This window comes from Streptomyces sp. NPDC003456, assembly GCF_042878735.1.
Classification (GTDB): Bacteria; Actinomycetota; Actinomycetes; order Streptomycetales; family Streptomycetaceae; genus Streptomyces.
In genome coordinates this window covers 217,366-242,351 of record NZ_JBIAOK010000005.1, presented here as the reverse complement: position 1 = coordinate 242,351, position 24,986 = coordinate 217,366, and the positions used below count along the sequence as shown (strand labels likewise).

The 24,986-nt window shown below is 71.1% G+C and carries 16 protein-coding genes; 10 read left to right on the top strand and 6 right to left on the bottom strand.

All coding sequences use genetic code 11. The annotated features are described in order from the left end of the window. Nucleotides 1–141 precede the first annotated feature (141 nt). Nucleotides 142–1,242, bottom strand: coding sequence for a sugar ABC transporter substrate-binding protein (locus tag ACFYWG_RS22100; protein ID WP_383503771.1), 1,101 nt, complete (start codon nucleotides 1,240–1,242; stop codon nucleotides 142–144). A gap of 133 nt (nucleotides 1,243–1,375) precedes the next feature. Continuing rightward, the gene (locus ACFYWG_RS22095; RefSeq protein WP_376325053.1) at nucleotides 1,376–2,587 is read right to left on the bottom strand and encodes an ROK family protein; all 1,212 of its coding nucleotides are present in this window, start codon (nucleotides 2,585–2,587) and stop codon (nucleotides 1,376–1,378) included. A gap of 537 nt (nucleotides 2,588–3,124) precedes the next feature. Here ACFYWG_RS22095 and ACFYWG_RS22090 point away from each other — a divergent pair. Next, nucleotides 3,125–3,478 (top strand): hypothetical protein, encoded by a 354-nt coding sequence (locus ACFYWG_RS22090; RefSeq protein ID WP_389203009.1) that lies wholly within the window; start codon nucleotides 3,125–3,127, stop codon nucleotides 3,476–3,478. 120 nt (nucleotides 3,479–3,598) lie between these two features. On the opposite strand, the gene ACFYWG_RS22085 is transcribed toward ACFYWG_RS22090, so the two are convergent. Genes ACFYWG_RS22085 through ngcE form a run of 3 tightly spaced genes read right to left on the bottom strand, consistent with a single transcriptional unit; the run spans nucleotide 3,599 to nucleotide 6,945 of the window. After that, the gene (locus ACFYWG_RS22085; protein WP_376325047.1) at nucleotides 3,599–4,522 is read right to left on the bottom strand and encodes a carbohydrate ABC transporter permease; all 924 of its coding nucleotides are present in this window, start codon (nucleotides 4,520–4,522) and stop codon (nucleotides 3,599–3,601) included. Next, nucleotides 4,522–5,448, bottom strand: a complete 927-nt coding sequence (locus ACFYWG_RS22080; RefSeq protein ID WP_383503764.1) for a carbohydrate ABC transporter permease — start codon at nucleotides 5,446–5,448, stop codon at nucleotides 4,522–4,524. The genes ACFYWG_RS22085 and ACFYWG_RS22080 overlap by 1 nt, the downstream gene beginning before the upstream one ends. 42 nt (nucleotides 5,449–5,490) lie before the next feature. Next, on the bottom strand, nucleotides 5,491–6,945 hold the full coding sequence (gene ngcE, locus ACFYWG_RS22075) for an N-acetylglucosamine/diacetylchitobiose ABC transporter substrate-binding protein (RefSeq protein WP_376325041.1): 1,455 nt from the start codon (nucleotides 6,943–6,945) through the stop codon (nucleotides 5,491–5,493). A 428-nt stretch (nucleotides 6,946–7,373) separates the two neighbouring features. Here ngcE and ACFYWG_RS22070 point away from each other — a divergent pair, with 428 nt between their 5' ends. The 6 genes from ACFYWG_RS22070 to ACFYWG_RS22045 all read left to right on the top strand — a co-directional run bounded on the left by ACFYWG_RS22070 (nucleotide 7,374) and on the right by ACFYWG_RS22045 (nucleotide 19,109). Further along, nucleotides 7,374–11,111, top strand: a complete 3,738-nt coding sequence (locus ACFYWG_RS22070) for a GH92 family glycosyl hydrolase (protein ID WP_389203516.1) — start codon at nucleotides 7,374–7,376, stop codon at nucleotides 11,109–11,111. Between the two features lie 632 nt (nucleotides 11,112–11,743). Continuing rightward, a complete protein-coding gene (locus ACFYWG_RS22065; RefSeq protein ID WP_389203006.1) occupies nucleotides 11,744–14,536 on the top strand; it encodes a SpoIIE family protein phosphatase in 2,793 nt (930 codons plus the stop codon). Next, the gene (locus ACFYWG_RS22060) at nucleotides 14,533–15,615 is read left to right on the top strand and encodes a substrate-binding domain-containing protein (protein ID WP_389203514.1); all 1,083 of its coding nucleotides are present in this window, start codon (nucleotides 14,533–14,535) and stop codon (nucleotides 15,613–15,615) included. The genes ACFYWG_RS22065 and ACFYWG_RS22060 overlap by 4 nt, the downstream gene beginning before the upstream one ends. Before the next feature lie 14 nt (nucleotides 15,616–15,629). After that, on the top strand, nucleotides 15,630–16,409 hold the full coding sequence (locus ACFYWG_RS22055; RefSeq protein ID WP_383503761.1) for an ATP-binding cassette domain-containing protein: 780 nt from the start codon (nucleotides 15,630–15,632) through the stop codon (nucleotides 16,407–16,409). Beyond that, the gene (locus tag ACFYWG_RS22050) at nucleotides 16,400–17,683 is read left to right on the top strand and encodes a sugar ABC transporter permease (protein WP_389203003.1); all 1,284 of its coding nucleotides are present in this window, start codon (nucleotides 16,400–16,402) and stop codon (nucleotides 17,681–17,683) included. Before ACFYWG_RS22055 ends, ACFYWG_RS22050 begins: the two co-directional genes overlap by 10 nt. A gap of 70 nt (nucleotides 17,684–17,753) precedes the next feature. Continuing rightward, nucleotides 17,754–19,109: an ABC transporter substrate-binding protein gene (locus tag ACFYWG_RS22045; RefSeq protein WP_389203001.1), complete on the top strand. Its 1,356-nt coding sequence runs from the start codon at nucleotides 17,754–17,756 to the stop codon at nucleotides 19,107–19,109. 97 nt (nucleotides 19,110–19,206) lie between these two features. Here the strand turns inward: ACFYWG_RS22045 and ACFYWG_RS22040 are convergent, their stop codons facing one another. Beyond that, on the bottom strand, nucleotides 19,207–22,056 hold the full coding sequence (locus tag ACFYWG_RS22040; protein ID WP_383503759.1) for an aconitate hydratase: 2,850 nt from the start codon (nucleotides 22,054–22,056) through the stop codon (nucleotides 19,207–19,209). Nucleotides 22,057–22,332: 276 nt separating this feature from the next. Here ACFYWG_RS22040 and ACFYWG_RS22035 point away from each other — a divergent pair, with 276 nt between their 5' ends. The 3 genes from ACFYWG_RS22035 (at nucleotide 22,333) to ACFYWG_RS22025 (ending at nucleotide 24,767) form a co-directional block, all read left to right on the top strand. Beyond that, on the top strand, nucleotides 22,333–22,533 hold the full coding sequence (locus ACFYWG_RS22035) for a DUF4236 domain-containing protein (RefSeq protein ID WP_376325022.1): 201 nt from the start codon (nucleotides 22,333–22,335) through the stop codon (nucleotides 22,531–22,533). 83 nt (nucleotides 22,534–22,616) lie between these two features. Further along, nucleotides 22,617–24,146, top strand: coding sequence for a helix-turn-helix domain-containing protein (locus tag ACFYWG_RS22030; protein ID WP_376325021.1), 1,530 nt, complete (start codon nucleotides 22,617–22,619; stop codon nucleotides 24,144–24,146). Nucleotides 24,147–24,218: 72 nt separating this feature from the next. Beyond that, entirely contained in the window at nucleotides 24,219–24,767 is a 549-nt protein-coding gene (locus ACFYWG_RS22025; protein ID WP_389202998.1) for a DUF488 family protein, read from the top strand. The last annotated feature ends 219 nt before the right edge of the window (nucleotides 24,768–24,986 follow it).

The window sequence follows — 24,986 nt, the reverse complement described above, 5'->3', positions numbered from 1 at the left end:
GGAGGAGTGATCACTCCGGCGCCCCGCATAGCTTGCGGGGCTGATGTGGCGGGGCGCCGGAGGAACTCGGGGGCAACCGGTCCCCGGGTGGGTGCGGGAGTCCGCGGGCGGACTCCCGTGTCCCGGGGACGAGGCGGCTGCTTAGTTGAGGCCGATCTTGTCGCAGGCGGCCTTGTACTTGCCCGTGCAGATGTCGTTCACGGTGTAGATGCCGTCCTTGATGACGGTGTCCTTGATGTTGTCCTTGGTCAGGGAGACGACCGGGACGAGGACGGACGGGACGGCCTTGGTGGTCGGGCTGTCGACCTTGTCCTTGGCGATCGAGTCGAGCGACTTGCCCTGGGCGAGGAGGACGGCCATCTCGGCGGCGACGTCCGCCTCCTGCGGGTAGGGCTTGTAGACGCTCATGTACTGCTCACCGGTGACGATGCGCTGCACACCCGCGAGTTCGGCGTCCTGGCCGGTGACGGGGATGTCGGCGATGCCGGCGGCCTTGAGGGCCGTGATGATGCCGCCCGCCATGCCGTCGTTGGCGGAGTAGACGCCGACGATCTTGTCCTTGCCGAGGGCGGAGATGGCGCCCTCCATGTTGGCGTTGGCGTTCTCCGGCTTCCACTCCTTGGTGTCGTACTCGCGGCCGATCTTGACCTTGCCGTCGAGCACGGAGTGCGCGCCCTTCTTGAACTGGGCGGCGTTGGGGTCGGTGGAGGAACCGTTCATCATGACGATCTGGCCGTCCTTGGCCTTGTCGCCCAGCGCCTTCAGCAGGGCCTCGCCCTGGGTCTTGCCGACCGTCTCGTTGTCGAACGAGGTGTAGGCGTCGATCGGGCCCTCGGCCAGGCGGTCGTAGGCGACGACGGGGATGCCCGCGTCCTTGGCCTTCTTCACCGAGCCGGCGATCGCCTTGGAGTCCACCGCGTCCACGATCAGCACGTCGACCTTGTTGGTCACCATCGTGTCGACCTGCTGGTTCTGCGTGCTGGCGTCCTGCTTGGCGTTGGCGTAGACGACCTCGCCCTTGCCGTTGGTGAGCTCCTTGACCTTCTTCTCGATGAGCGGACGGTCGAACTTCTCGTAACGGGCCGTCGCGTTCTCGGGAAGGAGCAGGCCGACCTTGATGTCGTCGCCCTTCTTGGCGGACCCGGAGGAGTCGGCCTTGTCGCCGGACTCCTTGGCGCTGCCACAAGCAGCAAGCGAAACAGCCATGGCACCGGCGGCAATCGCAACGGCGGCGCGACGCATACGCGTGTTCACTTCAGAAACCTCCCTGACGAGGCCGCGACATTGCGGCCGAGGTGGCTGGAAGTCAACTCGGCCACGCGTGCGACGTCAAGAAGTAAATCCTTAACGAGATGGCAACGGTGCCATCCGTTCTCTAAGTGAAGGCAGGGGTGACCGCCTGCCGGGGTGCCGCGGCAGTCCCGTCAAGCAGGGTCGAATCACCCATTTCACTGAGGGCCAGGGCGAGGGCCCCGAGCACCTCCGCACGGCCGCCGAGGGCACCGGGCAGGACGGTCAACTGCCGTGCCGCGCTGGGGATCGCGTAGCGTCCGACGGACTCCCTTATGGGCCCGAGCACCAGCTCGCCGGCCTCGGCGAGATCACCGCCGAGCACGACGCGGCTCGGGTTCAGCAGGTTGCACAGGTTGGCCACCCCGCTGCCGATGTGGCGGCCGACGTCGGCGATCACCCGACGGCAGCCCGGGTCTCCGTCCCGCGCCAGCCGCACGACGCCCTCCATGGTCAAGTCGGTGCCGTGGCTGGACTGGAGGAGCGGGAGCACATAGCGGGCGGCCGCGAAGGTCTCCAGGCAGCCGCGGTTGCCGCAACGGCAGACGGGGCCTGATTCATCAAGTGTAATATGCCCGATTTCTCCCGCGGTGCCACCGGGACCCCGGTAGATCTTCCCGCTGATCACGAGCCCGGCGCCGACGCCGCTGGCGACCTTGATGTACGCCAGGTCGCGCACGCCCCGGCCGCTGCCCCAGACCATCTCGCCGAGGGCGCCGAGGTTGGCGTCGTTGTCCACGTGGACGGGGACGCCGAGGCGGCCGCGGAGCTCCTCGGCGGGGTTGGTGCCGGTCCAGCCCGGGAGGATGGCGGTGGAGCCGAGCGTGCCGGACTCCACGTCGATGGGGCCGGGCACGCCGAGGCCGATGCCGGCGATCTTCGAGCGGTCGACGCCGGTCGCCTTGACCAGGCGGCTGACCAGCTGTTCCGCACGGTCGAAGCCCTGGGCCGACGAGGCGTCGACGTCCAGGGGCTCGGACTCCTCGGCCAGCACCTGGTGGGCGAGGTTGCCGATGGCGACGCGCAGGTGGGTGTGGCCGAAGTCGACGCCGATGACGATGCCGGCGTCGCCGCTCAAGGACACGCTGCGGGCCCTGCGGCCGCCGGCGGAGGTCGGGGTGACCTCCACGGTGCCGCTGTCCTTCAACTCCCGGACGATGTTGGAGACCGTCGCCGCGGACAGGCCCGTCGTCCGGGCGATCTCGGCCTGGGTGAGGGAGCCCGCCAGGCGCACGGCTCGTACGACACGCTCCAGGTTGGCTCGGTGCAGCGACGACTGCGACCCCGGAGTCTCCACGACGACCTCCTGCGCGCGGGACCGCATCGATGAGGCCCCGTCTATGTCCAACTAGTGAACTCTAAGCTGAGCCGTTCGGGTTGCCTCCCGTCAAGAGGTTGAACTGATTCCAGGGGGTACGCGCTCGATTGCGCAGTGCTACGTGGTGGTTCGCGCTTTCTGTCGCGCCGACGTGCGGCGGCCCGCGCGACTGCGCTGGCAGGGCGGGGAGTCGGCTTCTCACCCGGGCCGGGCGGGGGCCCGCGCGAGAAGGGGTCCGCCCGCGGACCCCGGCGAGCGGCTTGTGCGCCGACTCACTCCCCTGACCGCCGCCGCACTGCGGCACGCGTGCGCCGGCGCCGCACCTTCGCCATCCGCCGCTGCGGGAGGCCTCAGGCGTACGGCCCGCACGCCGGTCCCTCCTCTTCGCCGGGGTGTCTCGAACAGATGTAGGCCACCTCGCCGCGCAACCGGCCGGGTCCGGGTGTGTGTCCTGGACAGCTGACACCGCCGGGCAGACCCGCAGAGCCGGCGCGCACGCGAAGGGACTCGCAGGCCATGAGTGAGAGGAAGGGGCGTCCGCTCGGCAACGGCCGTACGGCCAGGACGGGGCGGAGTCGAGCCGGCCGGTCCCGGCGGGCGTCGGGCAGGCTCGTGCGGATGTACCGCCGCTACCACGCGTGGCGCGCCCCGTTTCCGCCGTGGATCCGGATCGGCTGCGACGTCCTGTTCTGGGCCCTCACCGCCGCGGCGGCCTACGTCGTCATCGGCAGCCTGTGCGGAGCCGTCCTCGTCGCCCTCCCCCTGCTCGGCTTCCTCGGACTCGCGGCGAGCAAGGAGCACGACGACGGCATCGACTGGAGCGACCACCGGATGGGCGGTCAGCCGAGGAATGCCGGCCCCAGGATCTGACCGCGCGGACGGACCCGCGCGGCGGCGGGCGGCGGAAGCGAGAGGGGGAAGGGCCCGCACGGGCCAGCGGCCCCCGGCCCGCCGGCCCCCAGCTCCCGGCTCCCGGCTCCCGGCCCCCGGCTACTTCAGCGCCCCCGCCGTCAGCCCCTGCACCACCTGCCGCTGGAAGACGATGTACGCGGCGAGGACCGGCAGCATCGCCATGACCAGGCCCGCGAACAGGCCCGACCAGTCGCCCTTGTAGCCCTGGCTCACCGCGAGCTGCACCAGGCCCTGGGTGAGGACCCGCTTGTCGGGGTCGGTGTTGAGGACCGTGGGGAGCATGTACTGGTTCCACTGGCCCAGGAAGTTGAAGATGCCCACGCTGATCAGGCCCGGCTTGGCCATGGGCAGCATGATCTGGAAGAACGTGCGGCTGTGGGAGGCGCCGTCGACGAAGGCCGCCTCGGCGATCGACGTCGGCAGCGTACGGAAGAACGCCGTCAGGAAGAACACCGTGAACGGCAGCGAGTAGGCGATGTAGACCAGGATCAGGCCGTGGATGGTGTTCAGCAGCCCCATGTTGTTCACGACGTAGAACAGCGGGACCAGGGCGAGCATGATCGGGAAGCTCATGCCGCCGATGAACAGGTAGTAGATGAAGCGGTTGCCCGGGAAGTCGAAGCGGGCGAGGACGTACGCCGCCATCGACCCCAGGACGAGCGTGCCGATGAGCGAACCGCCCACCACGAGGACCGTGTTGAGGAAGTAGTCGCTCATGTTGGCCTCGGTCCACGCCCTCGACCAGTTGTCGAAGTGGAGCGAGTCCGGCAGGGACCAGGGCGAGCTGAAGATCGAGCGGTCGTCCTTGAAGGACGTCATGACCGCCCAGAGCAGCGGCATGACCACCATGATCGCCCAGATGACCAGGACGCCGTGGGAGAAGACGTTGAGGACCGTGCCCTCCTTCTTCGCCCGGGGCGGCGGGGCCGGCGGCAGGTCCTCCTTGGTGAGGACGGCACCGGACTCGGCCGGGAGCGGAGCGGGGGTTTCGGTGGTCTTCATCAGTACTCCAGCCGCTCGCGGCGGCCCAGCCGCATCACCACGGCGGCGAAGGCCAGCGTGACGACGAGCAGGGCGACACCGATGGTGGTGGCGTAGGCGGCCTGCCCGTCCCGGAACGCCTTCTGGTACACGTACAGGACCATGACGGTGGTCGAGTAGTCGGGTCCGCCCGGCCCGGTCGTCATGATCTGCACGACCGCGAACGACTCGGCGCCCAGGGCGAGGATGCCCATGTAGACCCAGCCGGACTGCACGGTGTCCCACAGCAGGGGCAGGGTGACGCGGAAGAACGTGGTGACGCGGTTCGCCCCGTCCAGCAGGGCCGCCTCGTACATCTCCGCCGGGATGGAGGCCATGCCGGCGGAGAAGAGGACCACGAAGAAGCCGACCGTGGACCAGACGAGGACCGCCATCACGGCCCACAGCGCGAGGTCGGGATCGCCCAGCCAGAGCGGCTGGATGCCGTCGAGGCCGACCCCGCGCAGGACCGAGTTGATCGCACCGCTGTCCGGGTTGTACGCGAACGCGAACAGCAGCGCGACGATGGCGATCGAGAGGACCTGCGGGAAGAAGTAGACGATCTTGTAGAAGGAGGAGCCGCGGACACCGGTGACGACCGGGCCGTTCCTCCTCTTTCTGCCGCCCACGTTGATCATGAAGGCGAAGAACAGCGCGAGGCCGATCGTCACCACCGGCAGCAGGAGGGCGAACAGCAGGCTGTGCTGCAACGACTTCCAGAAGATGTCGTCGTCGAGCATCCGGCTGTAGTTGTCGAGACCGACCATCCTGAATTCGGGGCTCAGGCCGGTCCAGTCCGTGAACGAGTAATAGATGGACTGGATGAAGGGCCAGACCACGAAGAGCGCGTACAGTCCCAGGGGCAGCGCGAGGAAGCCCACGATGAACCGGTACTTGCCGTGCTGCATCGCCACTCCGGTGCCGTTGCGGAAATTGGGTTTCCGGTGCCGTTACTGGTGCTTGTAGCGCTTGATGGAGTCGTCCTTGGCCGTCTCGTCGGCGAAGCCCTGGATCTTCTTGATGGCTTCGGCCGGGGTGAGGCGGCCGGCCATCATCTCGCCGAGACCGGACACCCCGATCTTCTCCTTCTGCAACTGCACGTACCAGTCCTGCAGACGGGGATTCACCACGTTCTCGCCGGCCTTCTCCAGCGCCGCGACGCCGGACTTGAGGCCGGGGGTGAGGGGGATGCCGTCGGTGCCGCCGTTGTAGGCGGTCAGCGACTTCACCTTGCTGGTGAAGTTCTTGGAGGACGCCTCGCTGAGCATGATGCGCAGCTGCTCCATGCCGCCGGGGGCGTTCTTCGCCTTGGCCGGGACGATGAACGGCTCGCCGCCGGAGGCCCAGATGGTGCCGAAGGGCAGCTTGTCGGAGGAGTCCAGGCCGGTGGGCGCGGAGACGGCCAGGTCGAAGTCCTTCGGGATGACGTTCGCCGACTCGTTCTCCACCCAGGAGCCGTTCGGGAGGAACAGCGCCTTGCCCTCGGCCCAGGCGGTCTGCGACTGGATGTGGTCCAGGCCCGGGGTGCCCTTGAGGACGTAGCCCTTCTTGTAGAGCTCGTAGTAGGCCTCGAAGCAGGCCTTGACGGCCGGGTGCTTCCAGGCGTTCGGCTCCAGGTTGTCGATGGCGTCGAGGACTTCGCGGCCGCCGACCTTGCCGATCATCGGGTAGAGCGAGAAGGGGATGTAGTACGGGTACTTGCCCGCGTACGTCCAGCCCGCCATGCCCTTCTTCTTGGCCTTGGCGCAGACCGCGAGCATCTGGTCCCAGGTCTCCGGGTACTGCTCGTCGAGCGAGTCGAGGGCCTTCTGCGAGTACCAGACGCCGTACACCGTGTAGGCGTAGTACAGGATCCAGACCTTCTCGCCGTCGAACTGGCCCATCTCCACGATGCCGGGGCGCAGCGTGTCGCGGACCTTCTTGGCCGGGTCGTCGTAGGAGGGCGCGTCCAGCAGGGGGGTGAGGTCGGTGAGCTGGTTCTTGCCGACCAGGACGCCCATGTCCATCTGCTCGGCGCCGGAGTTGTCGATGAGGTCCGGCGGGGTGCCCTGGTTGAAGCGGGGCTGGAGCGTGGACTGGATCTTCTGGGTCGCGGAGAACTTCACCGAGGCCTCGGGGAAGTTCTTCTCGTAGATCTTCACGGCGTCCTCGGCGTACTCCTTGCCGAAACCACCGTCGAACAGGACGAATTCCATGCCTGCCGTGTCATTGACGGCGAGCGGGTTCTTCGCGGTCTTCTTGCCGGCCTTGGCCTTGTCCCCGCTGTCGTCCCCGCCGCTGCTCGCGCAGGCGGACAGGAAACTCATGGTGGGGACGGAGATCAGCCCGAGTGCGGCGGACCTCTTGATCAGACTGCGGCGGCCGACACCCTCGGTGCCGCGGTGCTCGGCGGAAGTGGATCCCATGCTCAAGTCCTCGCCTTCTCCAGGACTCAGGCGGTGAACCGGATCCTTGCCGGCACCGCGATCGGGTCAAGCTGGGTCGTGCAGGAAAGTGCGGTTGGTGACGTGCGGATCGTGTGAATCGCCCGACAGGTATAGTCCACTTCCCGCCAGCGGATCAAGATCGAACACAAGGTTCGCCGCGGGTCTTATCCGAGTTGAGACCTCGCGGAAGTATGTGCGTCCTGTACGTTTCCCGACGGAAAAATCCCGGTCGCCGCCCTCCGATGCCACAGGCAACACCCTTGACACACCCCGGCACTTGAGCAACTACTGGTCCTTGCGCATTGAAGCTGACAACGTTGTCCACTGCGCAGGGAGGGTACCCGTTGAAGCAGCGGAAAGCTCGGCACAGATGGGGTTCGGCGGTCGTGTCGGCGACCGCCTTCGCCATGGCACTGGGTTCGCAGGGCGTTGCGGTCGCACTGCCCCAGGCCCCGGCGAAACCGGACCGGGGATTCGCGTCCTCCTTCGAGGCGGACGACCCGCTTCCGGACTGGACGAACACGGTCGACACCGGTCCCGGCGGCGCCAAGCGCGCCTCGGGCGTCGACGGCGGCTACAGCAGCGGCATACCGGGCAATGTGACCGACCGGGTCACGGACGTCCGGGCCAGTGCCGAGAACGCGGGCGGCGGCGAGGTGAAGGAGAACCTGGTCGACCTCGAACCGAGCACCAAGTGGCTCGCCTTCGCGCCCACGGGCTGGGTGGAGTTCGACCTGGACAAACCGGTCAAGCTGGCGCGCTACGCGCTGACGTCGGCCAATGACGCCGACGAGCGCGACCCCAGGGACTGGACCCTGAAGGGCTCGGCCGACGGCAAGGAGTGGACGACGCTCGACACCCGCTCCGGGGAGTCCTTCGCGGAGCGGTTCCAGACCAAGACGTACGACCTGGCCGAGGCGGCCGAGTACGCGCACGTCCGGCTGGAGGTGACGCGGAACAACGGCGGCGGCATCCTGCAGCTCGCCGACCTCCAGCTGTCCACGGGCGGCAGCGACGGGCCGGTCCCCCAGGACATGCTCTCGCTGGTCGACCGCGGTCCGAGCGGCTCCCCCACCGCGAAGGCCGGTGCCGGGTTCACGGGCAAGCGGGCGCTGCGCTACGCCGGCCGGCACACCGCCGAGGGGCGGGCGTACTCGTACAACAAGGTCTTCGACGTGAACGTGGCCGTCGGCCGGAACACGCAGCTGTCGTACCGGATCTTCCCGTCCATGGCGGACGGGGACCTCGACTACGACGCCACGAACGTCTCGGTCGACCTGGCCTTCACCGACGGCACCCACCTGAGCGAGCTGCGCGCCACCGACCAGCACGGCTTCCCGCTGACCCCGCAGGGTCAGGGCGCTTCGAAGGTCCTCTACGTCAACCAGTGGAACAACGTGGCCTCGCGGATCGGCTCGGTCGCGGCCGGCAAGACCGTGGACCGCATCCTGGTGGCCTACGACTCCCCCGAGGGCCCGGCGAAGTTCCGCGGCTGGCTGGACGACGTGAGCCTCGCCTCCGTCGCGCCCGAGCGGCCGAAGGCGCACCTGTCGGACTACGCGGTGACCACCCGCGGCACCAACTCCAGCGGCGGATTCTCGCGGGGCAACAACTTCCCGGCGACGGCCGTCCCGCACGGCTTCAACTTCTGGACGCCGGTGACCAACGCCGGTTCGCTGAGCTGGCTGTACGACTACGCGCGGGCGAACAACGCGGACAACCTGCCGACGATCCAGGCGTTCAGCGCCAGCCACGAGCCGAGCCCCTGGATGGGCGACCGGCAGACCTTCCAGGTGATGCCGTCCGTGGCGGCCGGAACGCCCGAACTCGGCCGGGAGGCGCGGGAGCTGGCCTTCCGGCACGAGAACGAGACGGCACGGCCGTACTACTACGGGGTGCGGTTCGAGAACGGGCTGAAGGCCGAGATGGCGCCGACCGACCACGCGGCGGCACTGCGCTTCACCTACCCGGGCGACGACGCGAGCGTCGTCTTCGACAACGTGACCGACCAGGCGGGCCTGACCCTCGACCAGGACAACGGCGTCGTCACCGGCTACTCGGACGTCAAGTCCGGCCTGTCCACGGGCGCCACCCGGCTGTTCGTCTACGGCGAGTTCGACAAGCCGGTGACCGGGGGCGACTCCAGCGGCGTCAAGGGCTACCTGCGCTTCGACGCCGACGACCGGACCGTCACCCTGCGCCTGGCGACCTCGCTCATCAGCATCGACCAGGCGAAGGACAACCTGCGCCAGGAGATCCCGCAGGGCCGGTCCTTCGAGGCGGTCAAGAAGAGCGCACAGCGCCAGTGGGACCGGCTGCTCGGCAAGGTCGAGGTCGAGGGCGCCACGCCCGACCAGCTGACGACCCTGTACTCCAGCCTGTACCGGCTGTACCTGTACCCGAACTCCGGGCACGAGAAGGTCGGCGGCGAGTACAAGTACGCCTCGCCGTTCTCCCGCATGCCCGAGCCGGACTCGCCGACCCACACCGGCGCGAAGATCGTCGACGGCAAGGTGTACGTCAACAACGGCTTCTGGGACACCTACCGGACTACCTGGCCCGCCTACTCTTTCCTGACGCCCTCTCAGGCCGGTGAGCTGGTCGACGGGTTCGTGCAGCACTTCAAGGACGGCGGCTGGACCTCCCGCTGGTCCTCCCCCGGCTACGCCGACCTGATGACGGGCACCTCCTCGGACGTGGCGTTCGCGGACGCCTACGTCAAGGGCGTGGACTTCGACGCGAAGGCGGCGTACGAGGCGGCCGTGAAGAACGCGACGGTCGTGCCGCCGAACCCGGGCGTCGGCCGCAAGGGCATGGCCACCTCCCCGTTCCTCGGCTACACGAGCACCGAGACCCACGAGGGCCTGTCCTGGGCGCTGGAGGGCTACCTCAACGACTACGGCATCTCCCGGATGGGCCGGAAGCTGTACGAGGAGACCGGTCGGCAGCGCTACAAGGAGGAGTCGGAGTACTTCCTGAACCGGGCGCAGGACTACGTGAAACTCTTCGACTCGAAGGCCGGGTTCTTCCAGGGCCGGGACGCCGAGGGCGACTGGCGGGTCGAGTCGTCGAAGTACGACCCGCGTGTCTGGGGCCACGACTACACCGAGACCAACGGGTGGGGGTACGCCTTCACCGCCCCGCAGGACAGCCGGGGCCTGGCCAACCTGTACGGCGGGCGCAAGGGCCTCGCCGACAAGCTGGACGAGTACCTCTCCACCCCCGAGACGGCCTCCCCCGAGTTCGTCGGCTCCTACGGCGGTGTCATCCACGAGATGACCGAGGCGCGGGACGTGCGGATGGGCATGTACGGCCACTCCAACCAGGTGGCCCACCACGCCCTGTACATGTACGACGCGGCCGGGCAGCCCTGGAAGACGCAGAAGAACGTCCGCGAGGTGCTGTCGCGCCTGTACACCGGCAGCGAGATCGGGCAGGGCTACCACGGCGACGAGGACAACGGCGAGCAGTCGGCCTGGTACCTGTTCTCCGCGCTCGGCTTCTACCCGCTGGTGATGGGCAGCGGCGAGTACGCCATCGGCTCGCCCCTGTTTGAGAAGGCGACCGTGCACCTGGAGAACGGGCGCGAACTGGTGGTGAAGGCGCCGCGCAACAGCGCGAGGAACGTCTATGTGCAGGGGCTGAAGGTCAACGGCCGTACCTGGTCGAAGACCTCCCTGCCGCACTCGGTGGTCGCCAGGGGCGGTGTCCTGGAGTTCGACATGGGCCCGAGGCCGTCGTCCTGGGGCACCGGCAAGGACGCGGCACCGGTGTCGATCACCGAGGACGACGAGGTGCCCGAGCCCCGGGCGGACCTGCTGAAGGGCGACGGCGCCCTGTTCGACGGCACGTCGGCGACGGAGGCGAGCCTGACGTCGGCGGACCTGCCGGCCCGCGAGGGCACCGAGGCCGTGCAGTACACGCTGACGTCGTCCGGGGACCGTACGAAGGCGCCTGCCGCGTGGACCCTCCAGGGGTCCTCGGACGGCGAGACGTGGCAGACGCTGGACCGGCGCTCCGGGGAGTCCTTCGCCTGGGACCGGCAGACGCGGGCGTTCTCGGTGCGGACACCGGGCACGTACGCGAAGTACCGCCTGGTCCTCGACGGCGAGGCGACCCTGGCGGAGGTGGAACTGCTGGGCTGAGCCGACGAGCCGGGCTCGTCGTCGGGCCGGCCTTCGGGGCCGGGTCGTGCGGGACCGCCGGAAGGCGGCGCGCACGGCCCGGCCCCGCTGCGTCGCGGGTCCTCCCGCGAGCCGGCGCCGTCCCCTCCGTGCAGCCGGCGGCGGTACTGGAACCCGGGTGGTGTCCGAGCGAGGGCGCCAGCGGTGAGCCACGCATGCGGGGAGGGACATCATGACCCAGCACGAGGTCGTGGCCATCGGCGGCGAGCCGGCGTGCGTAGCCCGCCCCGATGCCCGAGGACAGCAGTGAGGCTCACGCCCCGGCGGCGGTCCGGGCCAGGCCGTCACGGCACCGGCACGGGCTCGTCGGCTCGGCAGCCGCCCCCTGCACACGCTGCACGCACCTGCGCGGCTGTACGCACCCGGCGCGGAGGCCGCCCGACGGTCTTCCGCACCATATGTCGGTGTTCTTCAGGTATGCGATTCTGAGGTGTGGGTGCCCTGCCGCTCATGCGCGGCGGGTGTCCGCCGTGGGAGGCACGGCCCGGCGCCGCTGGTCCCGGTCCCGGTGCCGTGTCCGTGCCGGCGTCGCCCGAGTCCCGGGGACTCCCACCTGCCGGTGGCCGCGGCACGGACGGGAGGTGGAAGCGGACATGCCCCACGACGGCGAATCCCGCTCCGCCCCACCCGGCGGGCAGCTGCCGGGGACCGGCGGCGACGGCCGGACCGGTCGGCCCCACTCCACGGACGCCAGTGGCACCGCCCCGTCCGGTCCCTCGCCCGACCACCCCGCCGGCCCCTCCGGCCCCGGCCCCGCGCCCGCGTCCGCGGCCAGGGAACGTGTGCTCGCCTTCGCCGGGGTGACCCTCGCGGCGGTGTACGTGACGAGTGAGACCGGGGCCGGGCTCCGGGCGGTGGAGTGGGCCGGCGGTGAGGCCGGGCCGTACGCGCTCCCGCCCGACGTGCGGCTTCCCGAGCAGGCCGGTGGGGCGACCGCCCGGGCGCGGGACGGCGGAGGCGCGGCACGGTCGCGGGCGCCGGAAGCCCTGGTGGCCGACGCCTACCTGCGGGGCCGGCCCCTGTGGCGCGAGGGCGCGGCAGCCGCCGAGGAGGGCGGAGTCCCCACCGCGCCCCTCGGGGCGCTGCCGCTGGGCGCGGCGGGCGGTTGGCTGGGGTGTCTGCTGGTCGTGGGTGAGACCGGGGAGGGCTTCGGGGTGGAACAGCGGGAGTTCCTGGAGCGGTACGCCGAGGCGGTCGCCGGGCGGCTGCGGGGCGAGGCCGACCGGTCCGCGCCTTCGCCGCTCCTGGACCCGGCGCTGCGGGCGATGGGCGTCGGGTCGTTCGCCCTGACGCCCGGCACGGGGCTGGTCGAGACGGACCCGGCCCTGCTCGAACTGCTCGGCATCCCCGACGGCGCGTTCGACGGCAAGACCGACACCCTGCTGGCGTGCAGCGTCCCGGAGGACGTGCCCGCCCTGCTGTCGGTCATCGAGCCGTCGGCGCAGGCGCCGGGCCGCCGTGAGCTGGAGTTCCGTATCCGCCGGCCCACCGGCGAGCTGTGCTGGCTGCGGCTGGACTGCCGGGTGCGCAAGGGGGCCGAGGGCGCTCCGCAGCGGGTCCTGGGGGTGGTGAGCGCGGCGCCCGTGCTGCGCCGGGGCTCCGGGGACGTGGCCCGGCTCCAGTGGCTGACGGCCGCGCTCGACGACGCGACGACCGTACGGGACGTCAGCCGGGTCGTCGTGGCCGCGCTGCGCGAGCCGCTGGGCGCCGACCGGATCGCGCTCGCCGAACTGCTGGAGGACCGGCTCGCGGTCACCGTCCTCGATCCGCCGGGGCCCGCGGCATGGCCGGAGCTGTGGCGGGCCGAGTGGCGTTCGGAGTGGCCGGACGCACCGATCAGCGCCCTGCCCACGCTCCAGGCGGCGCTGCGCGGCGGGCGGATGAGCCTGTGGCCGGCCGGTGCGGCGCTGGAGCCGGGGCTCACGGGCATCGGCCCGGGCGGTCTCGCGGTGCTGCCGCTGCCCGCGAGGAACCGGGTGGCGGGGGTGTGCCTGGTCGGCTGGGACGCCCCGCACGAGTTCGCCCCCGACGAGCGGGCCCTGCTGACCGCGACGGCCGGACTGGTGGGGCAGGCCCTCAAGCGCGCCCACGCCTACGACGCCGAGCAGGAGCTGGCGACGATGCTCCAGCGCAGCCTGCTCCCCCGCCGCCTGCCCCGGCTGCCCGGCGGCATCGCGGTCGCCCGCTACCTTCCGGCCCGGCGCGGGCTGCAGGTGGGCGGCGACTGGTACGACGTGATCGCCCTGTCGGAGTCGAAGGTGGCCCTGGTCATCGGGGACGTGCAGGGCCACAGCGCGGCGGCCGCGACCATCATGGGCCAGATGCGCACCGCCGTCCGGGCCTACGCCGTCGAGGGCCATCCGCCGGACGTGGTCGTCGCGCACGCCAACCGGCTGCTCACCGGCATGGAGACCGATCTGTTCGCCACGTGCTGCTACGTCGAGCTGGACATGGAGGAGGGCGACGCGCTGTTCGTGCGGGCCGGGCATTTGGCCCCGCTGGTGCGCCACCCCGACGGCGGCACCGAGGAGATCGCGGTGGAGGGCGGGCTGCCGCTGGGCGTCCTCGCCGACGCGGACTTCCCGCTCACCGCCCGGGCGCTGGCCCCCGGCTCGGTGCTCGTGCTGGTGACGGACGGTCTGGTCGAGTCGGCCGATCTGCACGTCGACGAGGGCATGCGGCTCGTGCGCGCGTCACTCGCCGCGGCCGATCCGGCGGACCCCGGCGGGATGGCGGACGAGCTGCTCGGCGAGGAGGGCCGCCGCGAGGACGACGTGGCACTGCTGCTCCTGCGCTACGACGGCATGCGGGTGCGGCCGGTGCGGGCGGGCTGGGTGGTGTGGCGGCTGCCGGACGCGGTGATGCACGCCCGCCGGTTCAGCGCGCGCACCCTGCGCTCGTGGGGCGTGGTCGAGGAGGCCGACACCGTGCTGCTGGTGGTGTCGGAGCTGGTGACCAACGCGCTGGTGCACACGCAGGGCGCGGTCCGCGTGGACCTGACCCTGGCGGCGGACCGGCTGCGGGTGACGGTGAGCGACTCCTCGCCGCGCGCACCCGCCAAACCGGTCGTCGTGGACTGGGAGGCGACGGGCGGCCGGGGACTGTTCCTCGTCGAGGCGGTGTCGGCGGCCTGGGGATCGGTGCCGGTCGGCGGCGGCAAGCAGGTGTGGAGCGAGCTGGTGGTCGACCGGGCCGAGACGGATCCGGCAGCGGGTGCGCACGAGGAGCCGGAGTCCGGGCCCGAGGAGACGACGGACCCGGCACCGGGCCGGAGCTGGGGAATGGGCCGCGCCCGCAACCGGGGGCGGGGCAGGGACACCGGCCGTGCGCGGCTGCGCGGGTCCGGGCGGGAGGCGTCGGGGCCCGGGGAGTCGGGGCCGTGGTGAGGGGGCGTGCGTGGCGCGCGGCCGTCGCCCTCCTCGCGGCGCTGCTGGCGGTGTCGCTGGCCGGGTGCTCCGAGGACGGCGGGAGCGGCGGCGGGGGCCTCACCGTCGGGGTGCTGCTGCCGAGCCGGGCGGTGCCGCGCTGGGAGAACGCCGACAAGCCGTTGCTGGAGAAGCGGCTCAAGGAGCTGTGCCCGAAGTGCAGGGTGATGCACGCCAACGCCGAGAACGACGCGGCCCGGCAGCGCCAGCAGATGACCTCCATGATCACCCGGGGGGCCTCGGTGCTGATCCTGGACGTCGTCGACCCCCGCGCCCTGCGCTCCTCGGTCCGCCAGGCACGGCGCGAGGGCGTGTCCGTGGTCGCCTACGACCGGCTCGCCGAGGGGCCCGTCTCCGGGTTCGTCAGCTTCGACGGCGGCACGGTCGGCCGGCTCCAGGGCGAGGCGCTGCTGCAGGGCATGGGCGCGCGGGGCATCGGCGGCGGTGCCGTGATGATGAACGGCGACCCCTCCAGCCCCAACGCCGCGTGGTACGAGGCGGGGGCCATGTCCGTCCTGCGCAACCGGGTCCGGGTCCTCAGGTCGTACGACACCGTGGGCTGGCGCACCGAGAACGCGCACGACCAGATGACGGCCGCGATCAGCGCCCTGGGCCCGGACCGGATCGACGGGGTGCTCGCGGCCAACGACTCGATCGCCGCCGGGGTGGTCTCGGCCCTGAAGAGCGCCCGTGTCTCGCCCCTGCCCCCGGTCACCGGCCAGGACGCCGACCTCGACGCGGTGCGGCGCATCGTGCGGGGCGAGCAGTACATGACAGTCTACAAGCCGTTCCGTGCGGAGGCCGAGGCGGCCGCCGCGATGGCCGTGGCCCTGGCGCGCGGCAACGGCCTGGACACCCTGGTCACGACGAGCGTGGACAGCCCCACGACGAAAGACGTCCCGGCCGTGCTGCTCAGGCCGCTGCCGGTGACGCGGGAGAACATCGACCGCGTTCTCGTCCGGGGCGGTGTCTACACCGTCGAGCAGATCTGCGTCCCCGAACTCCGTCCGGCCTGCGCCCGGATCGGGCTCACCGAGTGAGTGAGGTGGTCCCCGTGGCTCGTCCCCCCGTGCTGGCGCTGCGCGGCATCTGCAAGCGGTTCGGCGGTGTGCAGGCGCTGGTGGACGTGGACCTGCGGGTGCGTGCCGGTGAGGTGGTGGCCCTCGCGGGTGACAACGGCGCCGGCAAGTCCACGCTGGTCAAGGTGGTGTCGGGGGTCGGCCCGGCGGACCGGGGCGTCATCGAGTGGGAGGGGCGCCCGGTGCAGATCAGGCGCCCCCACGACGCCCACGCCCTCGGCATCGCGACCGTTTACCAGGACCTGGCCATGTGCGACAACCTCGACGTGGTGGGCAATCTCTTCCTCGGCCGGGAGATCGCCCGGGTGGGGATCCTCGACGAGGTGGAGATGGAGCGCCGGGCCCGCGATCTGATGCGCGCGCTGTCGATCCGCATCCCCGATGTGCGGGCTCCCGTGGCGACGCTGTCGGCCGGGCAGCGCCAGGCCGTCGCGATCTCCCGCTCGCTGATGGGCTCGCCCAAGGTGCTGCTGCTCGACGAGCCGACCGCGGCCCTGGGCGTGGAGCAGACGAGCCATCTGCTGGACCTCATCGAGGAGGTCCGGGACCGCGGGATGGGCATCATCCTGATCAGCCACAACATGGGCGACATCAAGGCCGTGGCCGACCGTGTGGCCGTCCTGCGGCTGGGCCGCAACAACGGTCTGTTCGACGTGAGCACCGTGACGCAGGAGCAGATCATCTCCTCGGTGACCGGCGCCGCGGACAACGCCGTCGCCCATCGCACGAAGGGCGGCGGGGAGGCGTGGCCGTGAGCCGCGACGGGCCCCGCCGGGACGGCCTGTCCGCCGGTCCGTCCCCCGCCGGCCCGCCGCCGGCGGCGCCTGGCCGGCGGGACGCCCTGCGGGCGTACGCCGGGCGGGTGCTGGACGGTGTGCCGGACGGTGAGCGCGGTCCGCTGCTGGTGGTCGCCGGGCTGCTCGTGATCTGGGCCGTGTTCCAGGCGCTGGACGACAACTTCCTGTCGCCGCGCAACCTGTCCAACATCGGCGTGGACGTCGTGGGGACGGGGCTGGTGGCCGTGGGTATCGTCTTCGTGCTGCTGATCCGGGAGATCGACCTGTCGGTGGGGTCGGTCAGCGGCCTGGCGGGGGCCGCGTTCGCCGTGCTGAACGTGAACCAGGGGATGCCGGAGTGGCTGGCGGTGATCGTGGCGGTGGCCGCGGGGACGGCCGTCGGCGCCTTCCACGGGGCGTTCTTCGCCTGGGTGGGCGTGCCCGCGTTCGTGGTGACGCTCGCGGGGCTGCTGGTGTGGAACGGGCTGACGCTGTACCTGCTGGGCGCGAGCGGCACCATCAACATCGACGAGGACGGGCTGGTCGCCTCGCTGACCAGCCGGCACTTCGGGAACGACCTGGCGGCGTACACGGTCGCCGCGCTCGGCACGGCCGGTTACCCGCTCGCCGCGGTCCGCAGGCGCAGCCGGCACCGGGCCGCCGGGATGCCGTACCGGACGCGGGGGGAGATCGGGGTGCGGACGGCCGCGCTGGCCGTGGTGTCCTTCGCCGCCGCCCACACGCTCAACCGGTTCCAGGGGCTGCCGCTCGCGCTGCTGATCTTCCTGGTGGTCCTGGTCGTGTCGGACTACGTGCTGCGCCGCACCCGCTGGGGCCGCCAGGTGTACGCCCTGGGGGGCGGTGTGGAGGCGGCGCGGCGGGCCGGGATCGGGGTGGACCGGGTGCGGGTCGCGATGTTCATGGTGTCGGGGACGCTGGCCGCGGTGGGCGGGCTGTTCGTGGCGTCGGGCCTGACCTCGGCGAGCCCCACGACGGCGCGTGCCGCCGGTTCCGGGATGCTGCTGATCAACGCGATCGCGGCGGCCGTGATCGGCGGGACGAGCCTGTTCGGCGGGCGGGGTTCGCCCTGGTCGGTGCTGCTGGGTGTGCTGGTGATCCAGTCGATCGCCTCGGGCATGGCGCTGCTGGGCGTCGAGGACGCGGTGCAGTTCATGATCACGGGCGGGGTGCTGCTGATCGCCGTCGCGGTGGACGCGCTGTCCCGGCGCTCCCGGGCCCGCGACCACCCCTGACGTGCTCCAATACGCCCTGTAAAACCCGTTATGTCTGGAATGGGCGGAGGCGGGTAGGGGCCGGAGTGTCATGACACGGAGCCGCCTCCTCCGGGCCGCCGTGGCCGCAGCGGTCGCCGCGGGCCTGGCCCTCGCCGGTTGCGCCGACACCGACCCGCCCGGCGACCGGGACCGGGCCGACCTGCGTGTGCTCGCGATGGACGTGCCCCAGACGCGGACCCTGGAACGGCTCACCGAGAAGTACTTCACGGAGCGGACCGGCATCACCGTCGACTACACGGTGCTGCCGGAGAACGAGGGCCGGGACCGGGTGCACCGCGACTTCGCGACACAGGCCGGCACCTACGACGTGGCGAGCGTCAGCGCGTACGAGGTGCCGATCTACGCGGACAACGGCTGGCTGGCCCCGCTGGACCGGTACGTGGCCGCGGACGCGGACTTCGACCAGGACGACGTCTTCCCCAACCTCAGGGCGTCGCTGACCGGCGACGACGGCAGGCTCTACGCCGAGCCCTTCTACGGCGAGGGCTCCTTCCTGATGTACCGCAAGGACCTCTTCCGCAGGGACGGGCTGACGATGCCGGCGGAGCCGACCTGGCGGCAGGTCGCCGACCTCGCGGCCCGGGTCGACGGCACGGAGGGGGCGAGCGGCATCTGCCTGCGCGGCCTGCCCGGCTGGGGTCAGATCCTCGCCCCGCTCAACACGGTCGTCAACACCTTCGGCGGCCACTGGTACGACATGGACTGGAACGCCCGCCTGACCTCCCCCGAGTTCAAGGAGGCGGTCCGCTTCTACGTCGGCCTGCTCCGCTCCCACGGGCAGCCCGGCGCCGAGCGGACGGGCGTGCTGGAGGTCCTGGACCGGTTCGTCACGGGCAAGTGCGCGATGCTGTACGACGCCACGTCGCTGGCGTCGTCGGTCGAGGCCGACGGCTCCGCCGTCAAGGGCAAGGTGGGCTACGTCCCGGCCCCGCACCAGCGGACGGAGAAGGCCGGCTGGCTGTGGACCTGGGCCTGGGGCGTCCAGCAGGCCTCGACCAGGAAGGACGCGGCCTGGGAGTTCGTGTCGTGGGCCTCGTCCAAGGAGTACCAGGAGCAGGTCGGCCGGGAACTGGGCTGGACCGCCGCGCCCGCCGGCAACCGCAGGTCGCTGTACGCCAACCCGGAGTACCAGCAGGCGGCCGAAGCCTGGTACCGGCAGGAGTACACGGCGGCGACGGACTCCGCCGACCCGGGCAACCCCGGCGTCGGCCCCCGCCCCTACAGCGGCATCGGCTTCCTGGACATCCCCGAGTTCGCGGTGCTGGGCACGGCGGTCTCGCAGCAGATCGCGGCGGCCGTCGCGGGCACGCAGTCGGTGGCCGCGGCCCTGGACAAGTCCCAGGACCTGGCCCAGGCCGCCGCGGCCAAGTACCGCGGCGAGTGAGGACGACCCGCCCGGGCCCCGGACGCGGCGCGGGCCGCGCCCCCGGTCACCCGGGGACGCGGCCCACGCACGGTCCTGAACCGCCGTGCCGGTCCGCCTACTTGCGGATCAGGCTGCGCAGCACGTACTGCATGATGCCGCCGTTGCGGTAGTAGTCGGCCTCACCCGGGGTGTCGATGCGGACGACCGCGTCGAACTCGACGCCGGTGTCGGTGGTGACCTTCACCGTGCGCGGGGTGGTGCCGTCGTTCAGCTCGGTGACGCCGGTGATGGAGAAGGTCTCCTCGCCGGTCAGGCCGAGCGCCTCGGCGTTCTGCCCCTCGGGGAACTGCAGCGGCAGCACGCCCATGCCGATCAGGTTCGAGCGGTGGATGCGCTCGTACGACTCGGCGATGACGGCCTTGACGCCGAGGAGCGCGGTGCCCTTGGCCGCCCAGTCGCGGGACGAGCCGGAGCCGTACTCCTTGCCGGCCAGGACGACCAGCGGGATGCCGGCGGCCTGGTAGTTCTGCGAGGCGTCGTAGATGAACGACACCGGCGCGTCGGCCTGCGTGAAGTCGCGGGTGTAGCCGCCCTCGGTGCCCGGCGCGATCTGGTTGCGCAGGCGGATGTTGGCGAACGTGCCCCGGATCATGACCTCGTGGTTGCCTCGGCGCGAGCCGTAGGAGTTGAAGTCACGACGCTCCACACCGTGCTCGGTGAGGTACGTGCCGGCCGGGGTGTCGGCCTTGATGGCACCGGCCGGGGAGATGTGGTCGGTGGTGACCGAGTCGCCGAGCTTGGCGAGCACCCGGGCGCCGGAGATGTCGGAGACCGGGGTGGTCTCCATCGTCATGCCCTCGAAGTACGGGGGCTTGCGCACGTAGGTGGACTCGGTGTCCCACTCGAAGGTGTCGCCGGTCGGGATCGGCAGCGCCTGCCACTGGGCGTCGCCCGCGAAGACGTCCGCGTAGGACTTGGCGAACATGTCCTCGCCGATGGCGTTGGCGACGACGTCGTTCACCTCGGCCTCGGAGGGCCAGATGTCCTTCAGGAAGACCGGGTTGCCGTCCTGGTCGGTGCCCAGGGCGTCCTTGGTGATGTCCACCCGCATGGAGCCGGCCAGCGCGTAGGCGACGACCAGCGGCGGGGACGCCAGGTAGTTCATCTTGACGTCGGGGTTGATGCGGCCCTCGAAGTTGCGGTTGCCGGAGAGGACCGAGGTGACGGCGAGGTCGTGGTCGTTGACGGCCTTGGAGACCTCCTCCGGCAGCGGGCCGGAGTTGCCGATGCAGGTGGTGCAGCCGTAGCCGACGAGGTTGAAGCCGACCTTGTCGAGGTAGGGGGTCAGGCCCGCCTTCTCGAAGTAGTCGGTGACGACCTTGGAGCCCGGGGCGAGGGTGGTCTTGACCCACGGCTTGCGGGTCAGGCCCTTCTCCACCGCCTTCTTGGCCACCAGGGCGGCGGCGACCATGACGTACGGGTTGGAGGTGTTGGTGCAGGAGGTGATGGCCGCGACCGTCACCGCGCCGTGGTCCAGCTCGTAGGACGAGCCGTCGGGGGCCGTGACGCGCACCGGGTTGGACGGGCCGGGGCCCGCCACGACGGCGGAGTGCTGCGGGGCGCCGGCGCCGTTGTCGTCGTGGCCGTAGGCCGGGGCGTCGGAGGCCGGGAAGGACTCGGCGGACGCCTCGTCGACCGGGGACTGCACGCCGTGCGGCTGCTCCTGCTGCGGGACGCCCGGCTTGCGGTCGGCGCCGCCGGTGACACCGGCGTCGACGTAGTTGAGCACGTCGGCGGCGAACTGCTCGGCGGCGCGGGACAGCTCGATGCGGTCCTGCGGGCGCTTCGGGCCGGCGATGGAGGGCACGACCGTGGACAGGTCGAGCTCCAGCTTCTCGGAGAAGTCCGGCTCGGCCTTCGGGTCCAGCCAGAGGCCCTGCTCCTTGGCGTACGCCTCGACGAGCGCGACCTGCTGCTCGGAGCGGCCGGTCAGCTTGAGGTAGTTCAGGGTCTCGTCGTCGATCGGGAAGATCGCGGCGGTGGAGCCGAACTCCGGCGACATGTTGCCGATGGTGGCGCGGTTGGCCAGGGAGGTGGCGGCGACGCCCTCGCCGTAGAACTCGACGAACTTGCCGACGACGCCGTGCTTGCGGAGCATCTCGGTGATGGTCAGCACGAGGTCCGTGGCGGTCGTGCCGGGCTGGAGCTCACCGGTGAGCTTGAAGCCGACGACGCGCGGGATGAGCATGGAGACCGGCTGGCCGAGCATGGCGGCCTCGGCCTCGATGCCGCCGACGCCCCAGCCGAGGACGCCGAGGCCGTTGACCATGGTGGTGTGCGAGTCGGTGCCGACCAGGGTGTCCGGGTAGGCCTTGCCGTCGCGGACCATCACGACACGGGCCAGGTGCTCGATGTTGACCTGGTGGACGATGCCGGTGCCCGGGGGGACGACCTTGAACTCGTCGAAGGCGGTCTGGCCCCAGCGCAGGAACTGGTAGCGCTCCTTGTTGCGGCCGTACTCCAGGTCGACGTTCACCTTGAAGGCGTCGTTGGTGCCGAACTTGTCGGCGATGACGGAGTGGTCGATGACCAGCTCGGCCGGGGCCAGCGGGTTGATCTTCGCCGGGTCGCCACCCAGCTCCTTGACCGCCTCACGCATGGTCGCGAGGTCCACGACACAGGGCACGCCGGTGAAGTCCTGCATGATCACGCGGGCCGGCGTGAACTGGATCTCCTGGCTGGGCTGGGCCTGCGAGTCCCATCCGCCGAGGGCGCGGATGTGGTCGGCGGTGATGTTCGCGCCGTCCTCGGTGCGGAGCAGGTTCTCCAGCAGGACCTTGAGGCTGTAGGGGAGGCGGGCCGAGCCCTCCACCTTGTCCAGCCGGAAGATCTCGTACGACTCGTCGCCCACCTGCAGCGTGCTGCGGGCGTCGAAGCTGTTCGCCGACACGACAGTCTCCTTCATTGATGTGCGCGTACCACCACGATCCTGCCGCCACGGCATCTCGACCGATCCGCTAAGGTAAGGCTAAGTTAGGTAACCCTTACCGAGTGGCGGCGTGCGGTGCTTCTCGGCAGATATCTCGATGTCGAGATAACTCTAGTACACGAGGGCCGGATGGTCATGCCCGGACCCGAGGAGATCCGGGGCGGGCCGGATCCCGGGTGCCATCCATCCGGGAACCCGGGGTAAGCGAACGGGACCGGGATGGGCCCGGTGAACACCGGAAGGAGGCCCTGAATGCCCCTCACGTTCCGCAAGAGTTTCCGGATTCTTCCGGGGGTGCGGCTGAACATCAACAAGCGCTCCTGGTCCATCACCACCGGCGGCGGCAAGAACGGCCCCCGCTACACCCGCAGCAGCACGGGACGCCGTACGACGTCGATGGACCTGCCGGGACCCTTCGGATGGCGGCGCACCACGCGCTCGTCCCGACACTGAGGCTGCCGGGCGGGGTTGACGGCTCGTCACCCGAACGGACCCCCGGGCGGGCGGCATCTCATATCTGAGATAACCTCAACCCCATGGCAGACGACTACCTCGTACGCATCGGCAAGCTCATCCGTGACGCCCGGCAGCACCGGGGCTGGACCCAGTCCCAGCTGGCGGAGGCGCTCGGCACCAGCCAGAGCGCCGTCAACCGGATCGAGCGCGGCAATCAGAACATCAGCCTTGAGATGATCGCGCGGATCGGGGAGGCCCTCGACAGCGAGATCGTGTCCCTCGGCTACGCCGGTCCGATGCATCTGCGGGTCGTCGGCGGGCGGCGCCTGTCTGGCGCCATCGACGTGAAGACGAGCAAGAACGCGTGCGTGGCGCTGCTGTGCGCCTCACTGCTCAACCAGGGGCGCACGGTGCTGCGCCGCGTCGCCCGCATCGAGGAGGTCTACCGCCTCCTGGAGGTACTGGCGTCCATCGGCGTGCGCACCCGCTGGATCAACGACGGCGTCGACCTGGAGATCGTGCCGCCGGCCGAGCTGAACCTCGCTTCGATCGACGCGGACGCGGCCCGCCGCACCCGCTCGATCATCATGTTCCTCGGCCCGCTGCTGCACCGCACGGACCACTTCAAGCTGCCCTACGCCGGCGGCTGCGACCTCGGCACGCGCACGATCGAGCCGCACATGATCGCGCTGCGCCGGTTCGGCCTGGACATCGCCGCGACCGAGGGGCAGTACCACGCCCAGGTGGACCGCTCGACCGTCCCGGACCGGCCGATCGTGCTGACCGAACGCGGCGACACCGTGACCGAGAACGCGCTGCTGGCGGCCGCCCGGCACGACGGCACGACCGTCATCCGAAACGCCTCGTCCAACTACATGGTCCAGGACCTGTGCTTCTTCCTGGAGGCGCTGGGCGTCAAGGTCGACGGCATCGGCACCACCACGCTCACCGTGCACGGCGTGCCGACCATCGACGTGGACGTGGACTACTCGCCCTCCGAGGACCCGGTCGAGGCGATGAGCCTGGTGGCCGCGGCCGTGGTGACGGAGTCGGAGCTGACGGTGCGCCGCGTGCCCATCGAGTTCCTGGAGATCGAGCTGGCGGTCCTGGAGGAGATGGGCCTCGACCACGACCGCACGCCCGAGTACTTCGCCGACAACGGCCGCACCCGGCTGGTGGACCTGACCGTCCGGCCCTCCAAGCTGGAGGCGCCGATCGACAAGATCCACCCCATGCCGTTCCCCGGCCTGAACATCGACAACGTGCCGTTCTTCGCGGCCATCGCGGCGGTCGCCCAGGGCAAGACCCTCATCCACGACTGGGTCTACGACAACCGCGCCATCTACCTCACCGACCTGAACCGCCTCGGCGGCCGGCTCCAGCTGCTGGACCCCCACCGCGTCCTGGTCGAGGGCCCGACCCGCTGGCGCGCCGCCGAGATGATGTGCCCGCCGGCCCTGCGCCCGGCAGTGGTCGTCCTCCTGGCGATGATGGCGGCCGAGGGCACGTCGGTGCTGCGCAACGTGTACGTCATCAACCGGGGGTACGAGGACCTGGCGGAGCGGCTGAACTCGATCGGGGCGCAGATCGAGACGTTCCGGGACATCTGACGGCATGTCGCCCGGCTCGCGCGGCGGTGTCGGGCGGCGGTGCGCGCGTCCGCCCGAAGGGGATGGTCCGACATGGTGGACACACCTCTGGTGACCTTCGGGCACAGCACCGCCGGCCGGGAGCGCATCCTGGAGCTGCTGCGGGGGGCCGGTGTCGCGTGCCTCGTGGACGTGCGGACCGCTCCCGGCAGCCGGCGCGACCCCGACCTGCTGCGCGAGCGGCTCGCCGAGTGGCTGCCGGACGCCGGTGTCGCGTACCGGTGGGAGCGCGACCTCGGGGGATTCCGCCCGCTGCCGCAGGACAGCCCGGACGTCGTCTGGCGCAACGCGTCCTTCCGCGGCTACGCCGCCCACACCCGCTCCCCCGTCTTCGTCACCGCGATGGACCGGCTGCTGCGGGAGGCGGCCGGCGTGCGCACCGCCGTGATGTGCAGCGAAGCGGTCTGGTGGCGCTGCCACCGGCGGCTGATCGCCGACTTCGCGGTGCTCGCCCGGGGCGCGCCGGTCCTGCACCTGATGCACGACGGGCGCCTGAACACCCACCGGCCGACGCCGGGAGCCCGCCTGCGCGACGACGGGCTCCTGGTGTACGACGGCCCCACCGGACCGGCCGGGAGCTGAGCCGGCCGGCGGTACGGCTCGTTCACGGGGTGCGGTCCGGGGAGCGCCGGGGCGGCAGGCGCGTGCGGGCGCTTCGGGGAGCGCCGGGGCGCGGCCGGGCGGGGGCGCCGCGCCGCGGCGGCCGCCCCCATGCGCCCGGCGCGCGCCCTGCCCCGGCCCGTGATCCGCTGCGCACCGGCGCGGCGACGGGCCCGGGCCGCGCAGGGCGTAAAGCGACCG